This is a genomic window from Coleofasciculus sp. F4-SAH-05 (assembly GCF_040222985.1).
GTDB lineage: Bacteria > Cyanobacteriota > Cyanobacteriia > Cyanobacteriales > Coleofasciculaceae > Coleofasciculus > Coleofasciculus chthonoplastes.
This window is the reverse complement of the sequence record NZ_JAVKBY010000037.1, coordinates 29819-45858: the sequence shown is the minus strand read 5'-3', so window position 1 is coordinate 45858 and position 16040 is coordinate 29819. Positions and strand designations below refer to the sequence as shown.

Annotated in this window: 18 protein-coding genes; 6 read left to right on the top strand and 12 right to left on the bottom strand. The window is 44.5% G+C overall.

Annotated features, from left to right (window positions below; translation table 11 throughout):
* Window positions 1-131: 131 nt before the first annotated feature.
* Entirely contained in the window at window positions 132-800 is a 669-nt protein-coding gene (gene trmB, locus RIG27_RS03960; RefSeq protein ID WP_446342636.1) for a tRNA (guanosine(46)-N7)-methyltransferase TrmB, read from the top strand.
* A gap of 23 nt (window positions 801-823) precedes the next feature.
* Entirely contained in the window at window positions 824-1090 is a 267-nt protein-coding gene (locus RIG27_RS03955) for a hypothetical protein (protein ID WP_446342634.1), read from the top strand.
* 145 nt (window positions 1091-1235) lie between these two features.
* On the opposite strand, the gene RIG27_RS03950 is transcribed toward RIG27_RS03955, so the two are convergent.
* The gene (locus RIG27_RS03950; protein ID WP_446342632.1) at window positions 1236-3155 is read right to left on the bottom strand and encodes an AAA-like domain-containing protein; all 1920 of its coding nucleotides are present in this window, start codon (window positions 3153-3155) and stop codon (window positions 1236-1238) included.
* Window positions 3156-3610: 455 nt separating this feature from the next.
* Here RIG27_RS03950 and RIG27_RS03945 point away from each other — a divergent pair, with 455 nt between their 5' ends.
* Together RIG27_RS03945 and RIG27_RS03940 are read left to right on the top strand one after the other, a co-directional pair.
* Window positions 3611-3733: an ATP-binding protein gene (locus tag RIG27_RS03945; RefSeq protein WP_446342712.1), complete on the top strand. Its 123-nt coding sequence runs from the start codon at window positions 3611-3613 to the stop codon at window positions 3731-3733.
* Window positions 3734-3737: 4 nt separating this feature from the next.
* Window positions 3738-4436 (top strand): DUF4388 domain-containing protein, encoded by a 699-nt coding sequence (locus RIG27_RS03940; RefSeq protein WP_446342630.1) that lies wholly within the window; start codon window positions 3738-3740, stop codon window positions 4434-4436.
* A gap of 180 nt (window positions 4437-4616) precedes the next feature.
* On the opposite strand, the gene RIG27_RS03935 is transcribed toward RIG27_RS03940, so the two are convergent.
* From RIG27_RS03935 to RIG27_RS03910, 6 genes are all read right to left on the bottom strand, one after another.
* Window positions 4617-4754, bottom strand: a complete 138-nt coding sequence (locus RIG27_RS03935; protein WP_446342628.1) for a hypothetical protein — start codon at window positions 4752-4754, stop codon at window positions 4617-4619.
* On the bottom strand, window positions 4727-5143 hold the full coding sequence (locus RIG27_RS03930; protein ID WP_446342626.1) for a hypothetical protein: 417 nt from the start codon (window positions 5141-5143) through the stop codon (window positions 4727-4729). The genes RIG27_RS03935 and RIG27_RS03930 overlap by 28 nt, the downstream gene beginning before the upstream one ends.
* Window positions 5144-5165: 22 nt before the next feature.
* On the bottom strand, window positions 5166-6134 hold the full coding sequence (secF, locus tag RIG27_RS03925; protein ID WP_446342624.1) for a protein translocase subunit SecF: 969 nt from the start codon (window positions 6132-6134) through the stop codon (window positions 5166-5168).
* A gap of 160 nt (window positions 6135-6294) precedes the next feature.
* Window positions 6295-7704, bottom strand: coding sequence for a protein translocase subunit SecD (secD, locus tag RIG27_RS03920; protein WP_446342622.1), 1410 nt, complete (start codon window positions 7702-7704; stop codon window positions 6295-6297).
* Between the two features lie 223 nt (window positions 7705-7927).
* Window positions 7928-8911, bottom strand: coding sequence for a pyruvate dehydrogenase complex E1 component subunit beta (locus RIG27_RS03915; RefSeq protein ID WP_446342710.1), 984 nt, complete (start codon window positions 8909-8911; stop codon window positions 7928-7930).
* A 41-nt stretch (window positions 8912-8952) separates the two neighbouring features.
* Entirely contained in the window at window positions 8953-9129 is a 177-nt protein-coding gene (locus RIG27_RS03910; protein ID WP_446342620.1) for a hypothetical protein, read from the bottom strand.
* Between the two features lie 205 nt (window positions 9130-9334).
* Between RIG27_RS03910 and RIG27_RS03905 the strand changes: the two genes are divergently transcribed.
* Window positions 9335-10678, top strand: a complete 1344-nt coding sequence (locus tag RIG27_RS03905) for a septal ring lytic transglycosylase RlpA family protein (RefSeq protein WP_446342618.1) — start codon at window positions 9335-9337, stop codon at window positions 10676-10678.
* Here RIG27_RS03905 and RIG27_RS03900 read toward each other — a convergent pair.
* The 3 genes from RIG27_RS03900 to RIG27_RS03890 all read right to left on the bottom strand — a co-directional run bounded on the left by RIG27_RS03900 (window position 10641) and on the right by RIG27_RS03890 (window position 14305).
* Complete coding sequence (locus RIG27_RS03900) at window positions 10641-10847, bottom strand: hypothetical protein (protein WP_446342616.1); 207 nt, start codon at window positions 10845-10847, stop codon at window positions 10641-10643. The two genes, RIG27_RS03905 and RIG27_RS03900, sit on opposite strands and share 38 nt — an antisense overlap.
* 3 nt (window positions 10848-10850) lie before the next feature.
* Window positions 10851-12719 carry a PAS domain-containing sensor histidine kinase gene (locus RIG27_RS03895; RefSeq protein ID WP_446342614.1) on the bottom strand — a complete coding sequence of 623 codons (1869 nt, stop codon included), beginning with the start codon at window positions 12717-12719 and terminating at the stop codon, window positions 10851-10853.
* Between the two features lie 284 nt (window positions 12720-13003).
* A complete protein-coding gene (locus RIG27_RS03890; protein WP_446342612.1) occupies window positions 13004-14305 on the bottom strand; it encodes an ArsB/NhaD family transporter in 1302 nt (433 codons plus the stop codon).
* Between the two features lie 48 nt (window positions 14306-14353).
* Between RIG27_RS03890 and RIG27_RS03885 the strand changes: the two genes are divergently transcribed.
* On the top strand, window positions 14354-14890 hold the full coding sequence (locus RIG27_RS03885; RefSeq protein ID WP_446342610.1) for an N-acetyltransferase family protein: 537 nt from the start codon (window positions 14354-14356) through the stop codon (window positions 14888-14890).
* A gap of 336 nt (window positions 14891-15226) precedes the next feature.
* Here RIG27_RS03885 and RIG27_RS03880 read toward each other — a convergent pair whose 3' ends face one another.
* Together RIG27_RS03880 and RIG27_RS03875 are read right to left on the bottom strand one after the other, a co-directional pair.
* Window positions 15227-15826, bottom strand: coding sequence for a hypothetical protein (locus tag RIG27_RS03880; RefSeq protein WP_446342608.1), 600 nt, complete (start codon window positions 15824-15826; stop codon window positions 15227-15229).
* Window positions 15775-15987, bottom strand: coding sequence for a response regulator transcription factor (locus RIG27_RS03875; RefSeq protein ID WP_446342606.1), 213 nt, complete (start codon window positions 15985-15987; stop codon window positions 15775-15777). Before RIG27_RS03875 ends, RIG27_RS03880 begins: the two co-directional genes overlap by 52 nt.
* Window positions 15988-16040 lie beyond the last annotated feature (53 nt).

Here is a 16040-nt window from a genome sequence, read left to right as displayed (position 1 = left end):
AAGATAGGTGTCAGATGGGGAAATTGTGTAGGGGTTCACTTTCACTACTATCGTTTGAAATGGTGCGTTACGCTTCGCTAACGCACCCTACACCCGCCCCGACTTGACAAATGACCAATGACAAATGACAAATGACAAATGACCAAAATAAGGAGGTGAAACCATTGCCGAGAGTTCGTGTGCGCCAACATGTCAATCCCTTGAGTAAAAAATACCTGACTCCTGTAACGCCTCCCCCGTGGGAAAAGGTATATCATCAACCCATGCAACCGCTACATCTAGATATAGGTAGTGCTAGGGGTGAGTTTTTGTTAGACATGGCAACCCAGCAACCCGATTGGAATTTTCTGGGATTAGAAATTCGGGAATCTTTAGTTGAGAAAGCCCAAGAATTGGTAGCGGAGTTAGGATTAAATAATCTTCATTTTATATTTTGCAATGTCGATAACTCATTAGCGCCAATTTTAGCCTCTTTGCCCCAGGGACTATTAAAGCGCGTAACCATTCAATTTCCTGATCCATGGTTCAAAAAACGACATGCTAAACGCCGTGTGGTTAAACCGGAATTGGTCACTACTTTGGCAAAATATTTGGTCAAAGGCGGCGAAGTTATTATCCAGTCTGACGTTGAAGCCGTAGCCCAGGAAATGTGCGATCGCTTTACCGAGAATCCAGCCTTTCAACGTCAAGGAACCGAGTGGTTAGCCACGAATCCTCTACCTGTTCCCACCGAACGAGAAACCTACACAATAGCCTGTAGACAACCCGTTTATCGGGCGTTGTTTGTGATTGGTGATTAAGTGGGTAATTCGTCATTCGTCATTTGTCATTTGTATTAATTAAAGGTGTAGGGGCGGGTTTAGGGATTTTCTTCTCGCTATTGATGATCAGGTTTATTCAAAACCCGCCCTTCTACGTCTTATTAAAAAAAGATTCCATTTTATTAATTATAGGTGTAGGGGCGGGTTTAGGGACTTTCTTCTCGCTATTGATGATCAGGTTTATTCAAAACCCGCCCTTCTACGTCTTATCTTTGATGTTAGTCAGGGCGGGTTTTGCTACATACATTATCGGTGGGATTCAAGATTGAGTGGCTAAACCCGCCCCTACAATTGATTCATATCATGTCCTGACGATTGCCCATAATTGCAATGCCGTAATAACACGGGTTTCAGGCGTTTTTATTCGGGGTGTTTGACCGGACATGATATCACAGACGTTCTACCGGAACCTCTCTACCGGATCGTCACGCGATCGCGCCCCTGTCGTTTTGACTCAAATAGTGCTTCATCAGCCGCCTGCACCAGATTTAAGGGATCATCCTCTGGATGGGGAATCATTGAAGCAACCCCTAAACTCAGGGTGATAATTGAGGAATATCCGCACATCCGATAGGGATCATGGGAAATATTTAATGCTTTGACACGTTCTCGGATTTGCTCTGCTAATTGTACCGCTTGCTCTCCATTTATTTGTGGCATAATTATGGCAAATTCTTCCCCACCAAAACGAGCAACCAAAGCCCCTGAATGCTTGACGCACTCCCGAATTGCCTGGGCGATTTGCTGTAAACAGAAATCTCCTGTCAGATGACCAAACGCATCGTTAAACAGCTTGAAAAAATCGATATCTGCTAAAATCAATGCCAGGGGAACCTCTTCTTCCGCTAATCTCTGCCATTCTTGGGCAAGGTGATCGTCAAAGTCGCGGCGATTCGCCAGCTTGGTTAAGTCATCAATTCTTGATAAATACTTTAACTGTTGATTCTCTTGCTCTAACTGTCCAATACGCGGATCGGTTGGCGATTCCAGGGAGAGTTGTTCTCTCAAATAAAGCCGATATAACTCACAGCGGATTGTCGCCTGATTTCCCTGTAGTTTTATCAGCCCCATACTCTCTAATTTATACGCCGCGATCGCGTCTAAACGCACAGTCTCTGTTGCCATAACCACCTGTTGCAACGCCGCAACTAACTCTGGATTCTTTTCCACCGTGGCGAATTGACGCCGCAAATGATGACTATAAACTCCCGCCAGGGTTGGTGCTTCCTTTAATAACTGCGGTAAGGTGAGATCCGCGTAACGCAGGTAATAAAATGCCAGTTGAATTAAATAAGGATGTCCTCCCACCATTGCCATTAAGTCGCCGACTTGAGACTCATCAATCCCATCGAGTTCATAACGACGGGCTAACTCCTGCACTTGCTCTAACGTCAACTCCGGCAAAACCAAGGGTAGTCCCACATTAAAGGGAGATTGATTAATATTTAATGACGTATAAATTTCCGTCGAATGCACCACAACAAAGCGCAGTTGCTCAAACCCCTCATCCAGTTGGGCTTCTTCATGCCAAGAACGCATTAACGGCAGAAAGTCTTTGGCGATTTTGTTATACTCTAACAGCCGATTGACTTCATTCAATGTCAGGAGAATCGGCGTGTCAATTTGCTCCAGCAGATATCCTTGAAAATAGAAAGTGCAGCTAACTTTACTGCCAATATCCTCATTCCAATAGTCATCCAGATTAGGTGGGAGCTGCAACTGCCGAGCGACGTTAGCACAGAACCAGCGCAGAAATTTATCCAGGTTGACAAAAACCGATTCATCAGCTTGTTGGAAGTCCAGATTAACTATGTGGAATCCTTGCGCCTTAGCCTGAGCAATAATCCGTTGCAGCAGAGAACTTTTCCCCATCTTTGAGGGCGCTTTGATCCGAATGATACTGCCGGGTATGCCAATTTCTGCGTAAGCGAGTTCTTCGACAGGGGGGCGATTGATGTAAAATTCGGAGTTAAGTGGCAGAGGACTACCAGGGAATTCTAACCGAGCTGATGTTCTAGTTTGGTTTAACATAGTAGTGCTTGAGTGGCTGAGAGGGAATGGGGCTGAGATATCTTCCTTACGGTTGATGATATAGTGCTCAACTACAGTATTAATATTATTTTTATTGACTTTTTCTCCAATAATCTGAGAAAGGCGTTGCCAAAGTTTAGCACCAACATCTCGAATATAACTCTCTTCATATCCAATGTTAGCCGAAATCTCCGTATAGGTTAACCCTTGCCACGTCAAGTGAAAGACCTGTTCTTGAATGTTACTCAGTGGCGGCTCACGAAGCATCGCACTCAGGACAGCTAGCGCTTCTATACTATTCATTGAGTATCATTATGTATTGTATTAACTCAGCCTTTTTAAGTTTATTTTAGAGGACAGAGTGCCAAAAACCAACATTTTCCAACAAAAATGTCTATTTGGGTTCATCCTGAACACCAGAGCGGAAATTATAGGACATTATCCAACAGACAAGATAGAATGGGAGCAGTATACTGAAAAATGAAAATAGTCAGAGTTGTGATTTTTATATAAAAAAACCACAGAACCACGTTTAAAAATACATTTTATTACGTCAAAAACCTCAAAATGTTCATGACTAAAAGTGAAAAACTAGATCAAATAATTTTTAAAATGGTTTAGGGACTAATTGACGCCGTTTTCAAAGACAATAAATGCTTGGTTTCGGTCAGAAATAATCGCATAAAAATTACTCTGAGACATAGCCACCAAATTTGCCATTTTTTTAAACGCCTGTATAGCAAACAGAGTATCCAGGAATAGAAATTGGTTTACTCCTGTGTCAGCAAATAGTGGACAATCATCGTGGTAGACTTTGGGTGGAATCTAAACTCAATCAGGGTGCAACGTTTTACTTTACTTTTGCTGATTATCAGGATTAAAATAATGGGTACTCAAGGCAAGTTAACTGATTTCCCTCTACCAGCGATTTTTCAGTGGCTTGAGAAAGGGCAGAAAACTGGTGTACTAGCGATTCAACCCTTCAGCGCTGTCCGCTTCGCGTCTGATACAAACTTGCACTCCAATGTAGACGTTAGAGGAAACACGGGAAATGAGGAAGATAGGGCGTCAACCCTCAAGACGCGCCATGGAACGTCTCAAGAATCAGTCGGGACGAGTATTGAACAAACGTTACCACCTGTAGCAAAACCAAAGCAGATCACAAAGCAGATCAACTCGTCTCCACACATTCAACACTTCCCCAATCACTACATCTGGATAGCTCAAGGTCGAATAGTCGCCGCCGCTAATCGGTTCGATGGACAGGGTTTGATATCCCTGATTCGACGGGATCAATGGGTAAGCGATCGCGTCTTAAGCAAATTATTACAGCGTTGCTCCCTGAATCACCAACCCTTGGGGTTATGGCTCAAAAGTTACGGAGTCTTGGATAACGCACAACTCGAACAAATCTTTGAGATTCAAATCGTCGAGCAAGTTGTTCCCCTATTTCAACTCAAGGATGCTCAATTCAAATTTGAATTGAGAGCGGCTCTACCTGCACTGGAAATGACCGGTTTAAACATATCTGCAACCCAAGCCACAATGATGGTATCGGGAGCGTTGAAACGGTTTAGTGGGTGATGGGGTGATGGAGAGCTGGGGAAGCAGAGGGAGCTGGGGAAGCAGAGGGAGCTGGGGGAGCAGAGGGAGCTGGGGGAGCAGAGGGAGCTGGGGGAGCAGAGGGAGCTGGGGGAGCAGAGGGAGCTGGGGGAGCAGAGGGAGCTGGGGAAGTCGTGAGTTAACTCAAAACTCTACCTTACACTATTGCCTGTTGCCTGTTCTTTGACAAATGACAAATGACAAATGACAAATGACAAATGACAAATGACAAATGACAAATGACAAATGACAAATGACGAATGACGAAAACTTTAACCGCGATCGCAAACCCATTTCCACAGCGGATGACTCGGACCTTGATCAGATATCCGACGCACCTGATGCACCAAGCGTTGTTTTTCAGCGGGCGGAATTCCAAATAAAATGTTGCGACTTTGCCAAACTAAAACCGCTGTCGTCATCCCAATACAGATAGCTAGCCCCAAAATAGGCAGACGGTTAAATGCAATACTATATCGTAAACCTGACCAGGTAAAATGCTCTTGCAACAACAATAACTCATAACGCCAACCCCAAAGACTCAGCGGAGCAACACTAATCCAAAGAATACCCACGAATAACCAACGACCATACACCGTAAGTTGATGCAGGCGCTGAACTTTTACCTTTATTGTCGGATCAAGGTGATCTGGAGTGTTGTGAGAAGTCTGAGTGTCTGACGGCTCCATTATAATTAAAGACAATTCCAATTTATGCTTTATCCAAAAATTCAGCTTCGATAACCTGAGTGGCTTTGGTTTGACCCGTGCGTTCTCTCCACAATGCTAATAGGGTACTGGCAATAAAAATACTCGAATATGCACCTGCGATAAACCCCACAATTAGGGCTAGGGCAAAATATTTTAACGTTTCTCCGCCAAACAAGAAAATAGACACCAACGTTAATACCGTAGTTAACGTGGTATTAATTGACCGGGTAAGGGTTTGATTAATCGCATCATCAACTATTTGATCAATATGTTGGTCGGGATGCTTGGCAATGACTTCCCGGATGCGATCGTAAATAACTACGGTATCATTAACAGAAAATCCAATAATTGTCAAGAGAGCGACAACAAAAAGGCTATCAACCTCTACCCCTTGGACTAAACCCAAAATGGAGAAAATGCCCAACGTGACCAAGACATCGTGAAGTAAAGCGATAAACGCCAAAAAAGCATAGTCAAACTGAAACCGGAACGAGAGGTAAACCAGAATCCCAGCAAAGGAGACGAGTAATGCCAGTAAACCGGATGTAAATAACTGTTGTCCGATGATTGGACCTACCGTATCAATTTGAGTCGCGGCTGGATCGAATTCCCCAATCCTTTCACTTAGGGCTGCTTGTAACTGACTGCGCTGTTCAACATCTAACGTTTTCGTCCGAATCGTCAACCCTTGTTGTGCAGCACCGATACGCTGAATCGTACTATTACCCAGATCCTGTTCATTGAGAACCTCGCGCACCTCTGCCAGCTCTATCGGTTCGTCGCAGTTACCGGGTACACTACAATCGAGTTCAACTTGCAGGCGTGTCCCGCCGACAAAATCGAGACCAGGACGCAGAGGCGCTCCTAGCTGTGCCGTAGAAATCGCCATGGAAGCGATACCAGCCAAGATGATTACGGCGGAAATGATCCACCAGAGCGATCGCTGTTTAATTACACTAAATTTGGTCATTTGTTATTCGTCATTCGTCATTCGTCATACTCGAAGAGCGCGAGAAGCAAGCTACGTCATTCGTCATTCGTTAGCGTGTGTAGGGGCGGGTTTAGTTATATCAGGGTGACAACCAAACGTTAGTAGTAAAACCCGCCCCTACAACTGTTCTAATTCTCCCTCATGACCGAGATGGTGACAGATTCGGACAAAACAGTTGCGGCTTCTGGCGCACCCCAGGAAAGCTTAAAACCAATAACAGCATAAATGTGCGAGTACAGGTAACGGCAGTAAACAGACTGATCACAACTCCAATCCCTAGGGTAACGGCAAAGCCTTTAACTAAACCTGACCCTAGCCAAAATAGAGCCGCACAAGCAATTAACGTGGTTATGTTCGAGTCTAAAATACTGGAAAATGCTCGATAAAAACCAGATTCGACAGAGCGATAGAGGGTTTTCCCCTCACGTAATTCTTCTCGCGTCCGTTCAAAAATTAACACATTCGCATCCACCGCCATACCAATACTGAGAATAAACCCAGCAATTCCTGGTAGAGTTAACGTTACACCAATCAGGGCAAAGGCGGCTAGGGTGAGTAGAGCGTAGATACTCAGCGCCACATCCGCAATTAAACCGGGGAGACGATAGTAGATTGCCATAAACAGCAACACTAAAATTAAACCGCCAATGGCAGCATAAATGCTGCTTTGAATACTATCTCGTCCCAGGGTAGCGCCGACAGTGCGATTTTCCACGATTTCCACGGGTAACGGTAACGAACCCCCTTTGAGTTGGGCGGCTAAGTCACTCGCCCGTTGCACATCAAAATTCCCGGTAATCACCGCACTACCGCCACTAATCCCCGTTTCGGCGTATTCGGGACCCACCGTGGGGGCGCTGATTAGGGAGTCATCCAGGAAAATCCCAATACTGCGCCCTGTACCTGCCAAGTCTCTAGTCAGTTCCGCAAATCCTTGTCCCCCTTCAGCATCAAAACGGATGGCGACTTGCCAACCATTACCCGCTTGAGTCGGTTGCGCGAAGGCGTCTTTCAGGTTTTTCCCAGTTACATTTGTCTTCTCAAACAATTGTGCGATCGCGGTGTTCGAGCGTTCTAAAGCCGCTTGATTTTCTGCGATCGCCTTTTGATCACCACCCTCTTCAGTCTCCAGTAGAGCGGCTTGCTCAAATAGCAGTTGCTGGCGCAATTGTTGCTCAATCTGAAGCTGGGCTTCTGTACCTGGTATTTGCTTACGGAAATCCAGTTGTGCAGTTCCCCCTAGCACCCGTTCCGCCTGTTGCGGATCATTCACACCGGGGAGTTGTACCAATATTTGATCTGAGCCAATGGTTTGAACTTGAGATTCAGAAACACCGAGAGCATTCACTCGACGGTCAACCACAGTTTTAACAGCCTCCAACTGATCTGGCGCAATTTCAGTAATCTCCTCTGTGGTTTTCACCTGAATTGTCAGTTGTGCGCCACCCCGCAAATCCAGTCCCTGCTGAAGAGGAATCTTCACCAGCACCACAATTGCCAGAATGATCAGAACTAGAATCAGGGCTACTAACGAACGCTGTCTTTGCATAACTGTGACCCGCCGCAATAAATGCTATCTTAATCTGTTTCTTTCATATCTTGCACCATTTTCAGTCAGCTCCTCTATCTGCCAAGAACTCAAATTCTTGATCAGCAAGCCACTGCCCACGCTTAGTGGAGCGAAATCCATTCCAGTCAGCTTTAGCTGACTTTAGCTTTTAGCCTTGGGTTTGAACCCAAGGCGGTTTAAGGTGAGTGGTGCAAGATCTGAGTTAAATCTGAAGTGCCAACATCTTTTTTACCCCCTCTGCAATCTGCTGAGGTTGGACAATAGTCAAGCTTTCCAGAGTGCCATTATAAGGAGTAGGAATATCTTGAGACGAGAGTCGCAAGACAGGAGCATCCAATTCATCAAAGAACCGATCATTGATTGATGCCGTCACCTCCGCCCCAATACCACCAGTTTTCATACATTCTTCCACAAGAATCACCCGATGGGTTTTGCAAATCGACGCGCCAATGGTTTCAAAATCCAAGGGCTTCAGAGAAATCAAGTCAATCACCTCTGGATCAAACCCTTCTTGCTCTAGAGACTTCACCGCTTGGGTGACATGGTGACGCATCCGCGAGTAGGTGAGAATGGTGACATCTTCACCCTCTCGGACAACCTCGGCTTTATCCAAAGGTAGGACATACTCCTCATCTGGCAAATCTTCTTTTAAGTTATAAAGAAGAACATGCTCAAAGAACAAAACCGGATTATCATCCCGAATCGCCGCTTTGAGCAATCCCTTGCCATTGTAAGGAGTGGAACAGGCGACAATCTTTAAACCCGGAACCGCTTGAAAATAGGCTTCTAGTCGTTGAGAATGTTCCGCACCCAGTTGGCGCCCCACCCCACCGGGTCCACGAATCACCATGGGAATTTTGAAATTACCGCCAGACGTGTAACGCAGCATCCCAGCATTATTGGCAATTTGGTTAAATGCCAAGAGCAAAAAACCCATATTCATGCCTTCAATAATCGGTCGCAACCCCGTCATTGCTGCGCCCACGGCTAAACCGGTAAAACTATTTTCGGCAATGGGAGTATCCAGAACTCGCAGTTCACCATATTTTTTATACAGATCCTTGGTCACTTTGTAGGACCCGCCGTAGTGACCCACATCTTCACCGAGAACGAATACCGCGTCATCACGAGCCATTTCTTCATCAATAGCTGCACGCAACGCATTAAAAAAAAGTGTTTCTGCCATCAATACCTCATCAGAAGTGGCAAATGTCATCCTAGCATTGCCTAAGCAGCAGGGGAAGCCGGGAAGCTGGGGGAGCAATGTAGAGACGTGCCATGGCGCGTCTGGGAGATGGGGGAGATGAGGGAGATGAGGGAGATGGGGAAGTCAACGAATGACGAATGACGAATGACGTAGCTTGCTTCTTTTCGGGAGCGAGTATGATATAAGACGAATATCACTGACTCAAGCCAAAATTAATTTTTTTATTATAAAAATTAATTTATTGAGGTTTTATTAATTAATCAATTGCAATTAAAGCAATTAGAATTTCCTATTGATAAGTCATAGTAATAAATTTTGTTCATTGCTGCCTCTAGAGATTAGTTTTGCTTAAAAGGGATCGAAAAACTACAGATTTATGTATACTGAATGACTGTGTGAGTCATGACAGTGCATTCTACAGCAGAATTATTTTACATTATGCCATTTTTTGGACTAATTTGGACAACATCATGGGTAAGCTGTTTGCTGGCATCCAGCCAGGGTCTATTAAGAGTACCCGACTACATCACCAATGCTTTGCCGACTAAAGTTTTATCCGTTGTTAACAGCCCACTCGAACAACCAATATCTCCTTTTTTTTCATCTCCAGTTTATTCAAACGTCTGGTCTAACAAATCTTCAGTAACAACACTCGCCAATTCAGGATTAGCTAATGATTTAGGCAGTTTACCATTTCCATTCGCCCAGACTGCTACTGTCGCGGCTCATCCATTCAGGGACACGGCTCAATCAGTTTCTTGTCCAGCCAAGTCAGATTCCCTGGATGATGGGGGCAAATCCCAACCTAACCATGATTCCTCATCGGCTTTAGGAAATTATTCATCTGCCAACCATCTCTCAAACGCTAGTCTACCCCAGAAAATCTGGAAAATGATCGAGAATTTGTTTTCTTGGGGTCAACCCGTTGCATCCAAAGAAAAAACCTCGGCTGAATCCGTAGTCATAATCAGCGCTCACTCTCAAACACGACCTCGTGGCAGAAATAAGAGTCAGGCAATAAGGGAAAAACGGGGCTTTTTGCAATATACCCAAAGGAGTAATAAATTAGACCATTCGGCTGAACAGCAGCAATTCCAGGTTGTGGTGAAAGGGCGAACGATTGCCCAATTGCCGACTCAAAAGCAAGCTGAACAGATGGCGCAAAGTCTCACGCTGTTGTTCTGTGACTCATCAGATGTATCTAAGATAAATTCATCGGTACGAGCTATCCTGTCTGATGGAATACCTGTGGTGAAAGCAGGCGATCGCGTATTATTTAAAGTAGATGATACTTTAGCCAAAGACTTAGATCAGCATCGAGAACTTCTGGCAATTGAATGGGCAAATAACTTGCGTCTAGCGTTAGGACAATCGCCATTAAGTTTGGCAGACGCCCAAAAGCAGATGTACAACTTAGTTGAAACATCGAGTACCATTGAAGGCATAGCATCTTGGTACGGACCCTATTTTCACGGTCGGTACACAGCTACTGGGGAAATTTACGATCAGCATGATCTGACAGCCGCTCATCCCACCTTACCATTTGATACCTATTTGAAGGTCAAAAATTTAGAAAATGGTCATAGTGTAATTGTTCGCATTAATGATCGCGGTCCTTATATTCCGGGTAGAACTCTGGATTTATCCCGACAAGCCGCTCGTTCTATTCGGAGTGAAATAATAGGAGTTATTCCATTTGAAGCTACACTTATGGAATCACGAGGAAGGATGAGGGATGAGGGATGAAAGAGATAATAAAAATGGGGAAGCTGGGGGAGCAAATGACCAATGACCAATGACGAATGACCAATGACCAATGACCAATGACCAATGACCAATGACCAATGACCAATGACGAATGACCAATGACCAATGACGAATGACCAATGACCAATGACCAATGACCAATGACCAATTCTTAACTTGGCGTAAGTGACAGTTCAGGATGTCTGGTGATTATTTGATTAATCGGAATAGCGATAATGAACTCTGATCCGACACCGGGTTGAGACCGACAAGTTAACTGACCCCCATGGTTTTCTACAATAATTTGATAGCTAATCGATAGACCCAATCCAGTTCCTTTACCCAGGGGCTTGGTGGTATAAAATGGATCAAAAAGTTTTTGGCAGACGTCTGGACTTATCCCTGGACCATTATCGGCAATCCGAATCACAGCATGAGGTATTTTTTGACAATAACTTGCTCCAGGTTTCTCAACACTAATATCCTGAACCTCAGTGCTAAGTTTAATTTGATGAGGAGTCTTTCCACCTGAAGCTTCCAATACATCTACAGCATTAGTGAGTAAATTCATGAACACTTGATTGATTTGCCCTGCATAACAATCGACTGGGGGTAATTTGCCATAGTCTTGAATCACAGTAATTTCGGGATGCTCAACGCTAGGTTTCAGGCGATGTTGCAAAATCAAAAGAGTACTTTCAAGTCCTTCATGAATATCGGCGGACTTCATTTCAGTTTGGTCAACCTTGAGAAATTTTTGTAGGGACAAAACCACCTGCCGAATCCGGTTAGCTCCGACTTTCATGGAATTCAGTAGTTTTGGCATATCTGCCATCAAGAAATCTAGATCAATTTCTGTGATTCGTGTCTGAATATCGGCTACAGGTTGGGGATAATGAATGCCATAGAGTTCGACTAACTGCATTAAATCGCGCAGATAACAGATGGCGTAATCGATATTGCCGTAAATAAAACTGACAGGATTATTGATTTCATGGGCAACCCCGGCAACCACTTGCCCCAAACTTGACATTTTTTCTGTGTGAATCAGTTTGGTTTGAGCTTGTTGCAGCTTCTGTAATAAATCAGTGACGTAGTGAGTTTCCGCTGCCAACGCCACTTCTGTTTGCTGGTGCAGAGCAATCTCTTGTTTCAGCCGCTCATTGATTTGCAACAGTTCAGCCGTTCGTTTAGCGACTCGTTTTTCTAACTCATCATTCGTTCGTTCTAGGGTTTCCTGAGCGAATTGGCGTTCGGTAATATCTCGTGTTACCCTAGCAAAACCCCGTAATTGTCGGTCTTCTCCCCGTAAGGCAGTAATCACAACATTCGCAAAGAATGTTGAGCCATCCTTACGCACTCGCCACCCTTCTTCTTCAACACGACCTTGCTGTGCAGCTATTTTTAAGGACTTGTCCGGTTGTCCCTGGGCGATATCTTCAGGGGTATAAAAACAACGGACATGTTGACCCAGAATTTCTGCGGCGCGATATTGTTTAATTCGTTCGGCACCCGGATTCCAGCTTACGATTTTACCCTCTGGATCGAGCATGATAATGGCATAGTCTTTGACGCCATCGACTAATAAGCGAAACTGCTCTTCGCTTTCCCGGTGTGCGGCTTCGGCTTCCTTGCGCTGGGTATTATCGCGAGCAACCGCATAAACTAAGTGCTGATTGGGGCATAGAGTGATGTTCCATGAGAGCCATTTATAGGAGCCATCTTTGCAGCGGTAGCGATTTTCAAAGGAGACAATTTCCTCACAGTCCCTGAGCTTTTGCAGTTGCGCCAAGGTCATCTGCTGATCCTCTGGATGCACCCATTCAATCCAGGGGCGGGCTTTAAATTCTTGGCTATTATATCCCAGGATTTGCTCACAGATGGGGTTGACTTGCTGCCAATAGCCATCAGGACTGGCAATGAAAAACAGATCGAGGGTCAGGGTTAAAAATTTGTCTTGATTGCTACAAAACGCATGGTTATTTTGTGTTGTATCTCCCTGAGACTTAGGGATAGGGGGTTCTGCTGTTTGGATGATCATCGATTACTTACCTGATTGATAAGACTCAATTGTGCGAGTGAGAAAAACTCAAAATGATACTACAGGTCTTTCAAATACCTAAACCGACTTGGCTGAGTCACTATATTATCTAGAAAAGCCGAATAACAGCTAGACCTCTGAAGTCTATCTATTTTTTGTCAAACGCTGTTGTGGTCAGGCAAGCAGATACACCCTAGGGTATGATAAAGCTTTTCGATCGTTATTGCTAGTTTATTCTCTACTATATATTCTCTAAATATAAAAGACAAAGGACAAATCAAAACTTAGACAATTAGCCAGGGAAACCAGAGGGCTAAACTCAGTAAGCTGAGAAATAGAATCGGTAAAGTCAGAATCAAGCTAAGACGAATATAGTAAAACCAATGCAGGCGCAAACCTTTACGTGCTAAAACCTTGAACCAAATTAACGTTGATAAACTACCCAGAGGAGTAATTTTTGCTCCCAGGGTACATCCAATCACATTAGCGTACTCCATCATTTCCCGAATCGCTGGATCACTGGTTGTGTCTGAAATTGCTATAGCATTCAGCAACACAGTGGGTAAATTGTGAAATAGGTTTGACAGCCCAGTAGCCAGAGAACCTGTGCCTATTGCTGTCAGGGTGAACCCCCAACTAGAGAGGGCGTCTAGCTGATTGGTAATGACATGACTCATGCCAACTTGACCTAAACCCAGGACGACACCATACATCAGGACACTTAACCCCATCAATTGCCAGGGAATTTCCTGCCAAACTTTGCCCACAGAAATAATCGGTGTGGTATTTGGGAGAAACCCCCGTCTCGCCAATCCTAGCAGAATCAACGCCGCGATCACAGGCACGATCCAAGTCGGCAGAGAATGGTCTTGGGCAATCCAGTATGCCAGAGGTAGACTGGCTAAAATAACCATACCCCATCGACAAACCAAGGGATCACGAATGGCTTGGCGTGGTGGCGGCAGGTGAGTAAGTTTGTATGTGCATCGAATGTCCCGATGGAAGTAGAACCAGAAGCTCGCTAAACTGGTTGCGATCGCGACGAGTGTCACCGGCATCATCACCAGAAAATAGCGAAAACCGGATGCGCCGCTATAGTTTACCGCAAGCAGATTGACCGGATTGCTCACAGGGAACAATAAGCTAGCTGCTTCAGTGATAAAACTAACCGTAAATACAACAGCGAAAACGGTTTTAGCCCTGAGGCGTAGTAAACAAAGGATCTCCATCACCGGAGAAATCCAGATTAATGCCATACCCACATTGGTCAAAACAATCGTTCCCAATGCTCCCAGAAACCCGAACAAAAGGAAAAGCAGACGCCCTTGACCTATCCCCAAAACCGTTAATTGTAGCGCTAACCCTCGCCAAAACCCGGCTTCATCCAGAATCCGGCACAGAATGAGTAGGGCAATCAATGTGAGTACAGTGTTGCCAACGGTTGCACTAACTCTAAGTTCGTCCATTAAGGACACACCGCTAACCAGAGTAAACATCCCCCTGTCTAATGCACCCAATCCGATGCCCAATCCTCGCAGTTGCCAGATAATCAGGATAAGCGTGAACAGAAAAATCAATAGTGCCACACAAAGAAGCCTGTTTAATCACTGATCACCCTTTAGCACTAATATTCTATGGTTTGTCGCCCTAATCCTGCCTTAATGTATATCCGTGATGCCACTGAGGTAGATTTGCCCGCGATCGTGGAAATTTACAATTCGGCTGTTCCCAGTCGCATTGCCACCGCCGATCTAGAACCTATCTCAGTCGAAAGCCGTATCGCTTGGTATCAAGAACATACACCAAACCGTTACCCTCTTTGGGTCATGGACTGCCATGAACGATCCAATTCTACAGGTCAAATTGCTGGTTGGCTCAGTTTTCAGGCTTTCTTAGTACGCCCAGCCTACCATGCAACGGCTGAACTTAGCGTCTACGTGTCTCCCGATTTTCGGCGTCAAGGAATAGGACAACAACTGCTGCAACGCGCCATCAAACAGACTCCTAAGTTAGGACTCAATACCTTAGTTGCCTTAATCTTTGCTCACAACCAACCCAGCCTACAACTCTTTCAAAAACATGGCTTCCAACGTTGGGGTTATTTACCTCAAATAGCGGATATGGGTCACATTGAGCGTGATTTGGTAATTATGGGACGTCGAGTGTGTTGATTAGTCATTAGTCATTAGTCATTAGTCATTAGTCATTGGTCATTGGTCATTGGTCATTGGTCTTTGGTCATTAGTCATTAGTCTTTAGTCATTAGTCTTTGGTCATTGGTCATTGGTCATTAGTCATTTGTCATTTTTAATTTGTCTTTGTTCTTTGGTAATTGGTCTTTAGTCATTTGTCTTTTGGGCGGGGCGGGTTTTGCCGCCAAGCTAGCGATAACAATCAATATTAGTCCCTCGCGCCCGCCCCTACACACAGATGTCATGACACCTCTCTACATGACTCCCCCAGCTTCCCCATCTTCCCCATCTTCCCCATCTTCCCCATCACGCCTGTTACCTGTTATCTTGAATTACCTTCTCGACTAAATCAGGATGACGAATTTTGACCCAATCCGGAAACGCTAGATAGGGATCATCCGTTAGCTGACGTTGTAAAAGCTCAATAATATCATCGACTTCATTGACCAAATCAAAGACAAAAATATTAAATTTCATCGTTTGATTGACATTGAAGTCTAGCGCCAGGAAATGTTCAACATCAATATCTTTACCTAATCCCAAAACAAAAAACTTGATATCTTTATGATTTTCAATTTTGCTACAGGCTGAAGCAATACATTGAACAAATTGCTTTTCGTCATCAAATTGACCATCAGTATAAATAATAAAAAAGGCTCCTTTCCCATTAGGTTTGCCTTCAGTTAACCAAGTGTTAACACAATGGTTTAAAGTCGGAGCAACAAAGGTTTTGGTTTTTGGTTTATTTTTGACGAACAGCTTCCAAACTTGAGAGGCATCGTTAATCACAATAGGTTTGGGTTTGACCCTTTCCCGGCTGAAGAAGTAAACAGAGGCATGATTGTCAGCCGGATAGCCCTGCTTCAGGGCAATTTTTTCATCCGCTTTATTCCCGGATTCAGAACCAACTGACAAGCTGAACAGATATTCTCAACGTGTTTTCTCACCGTTGATGTTTCAATATGTAACGATTGAGCGATATCCTGATCCGAAACGCCAGCCAATAGCAATTTCAGCACTTGCCTGCGTCGTGGTGTCAATCCCTCAAAGGCTTCGGTAAACTGCCAACGGTTCATGCTCGCTCATGCAACTTAGATGGGTTTATTTTCATTTTGATGAATTCTAGATC

Bases quoted from the DNA above. Each gene is read 5' to 3' on its own strand.
- RIG27_RS03930 (WP_446342626.1), bottom strand. From the start codon at position 5,143: ATGGAGCCGTCAGACACTCAGACTTCTCACAACACTCCAGATCACCTT.
- RIG27_RS03885 (WP_446342610.1), top strand. From the start codon at position 14,354: ATGGTTTGTCGCCCTAATCCTGCCTTAATGTATATCCGTGATGCCACT.
- trmB (WP_446342636.1), top strand. From the start codon at position 132: ATGACAAATGACCAAAATAAGGAGGTGAAACCATTGCCGAGAGTTCGT.
- RIG27_RS03895 (WP_446342614.1), bottom strand. From the start codon at position 12,719: ATGATCATCCAAACAGCAGAACCCCCTATCCCTAAGTCTCAGGGAGAT.
- secD (WP_446342622.1), bottom strand. From the start codon at position 7,704: ATGCAAAGACAGCGTTCGTTAGTAGCCCTGATTCTAGTTCTGATCATT.
- RIG27_RS03915 (WP_446342710.1), bottom strand. From the start codon at position 8,911: ATGGCAGAAACACTTTTTTTTAATGCGTTGCGTGCAGCTATTGATGAA.
- RIG27_RS03940 (WP_446342630.1), top strand. From the start codon at position 3,738: ATGGGTACTCAAGGCAAGTTAACTGATTTCCCTCTACCAGCGATTTTT.
- RIG27_RS03950 (WP_446342632.1), bottom strand. From the start codon at position 3,155: ATGAATAGTATAGAAGCGCTAGCTGTCCTGAGTGCGATGCTTCGTGAG.
- secF (WP_446342624.1), bottom strand. From the start codon at position 6,134: ATGACCAAATTTAGTGTAATTAAACAGCGATCGCTCTGGTGGATCATT.
- RIG27_RS03875 (WP_446342606.1), bottom strand. From the start codon at position 15,987: ATGAACCGTTGGCAGTTTACCGAAGCCTTTGAGGGATTGACACCACGA.
- RIG27_RS03905 (WP_446342618.1), top strand. From the start codon at position 9,335: ATGACAGTGCATTCTACAGCAGAATTATTTTACATTATGCCATTTTTT.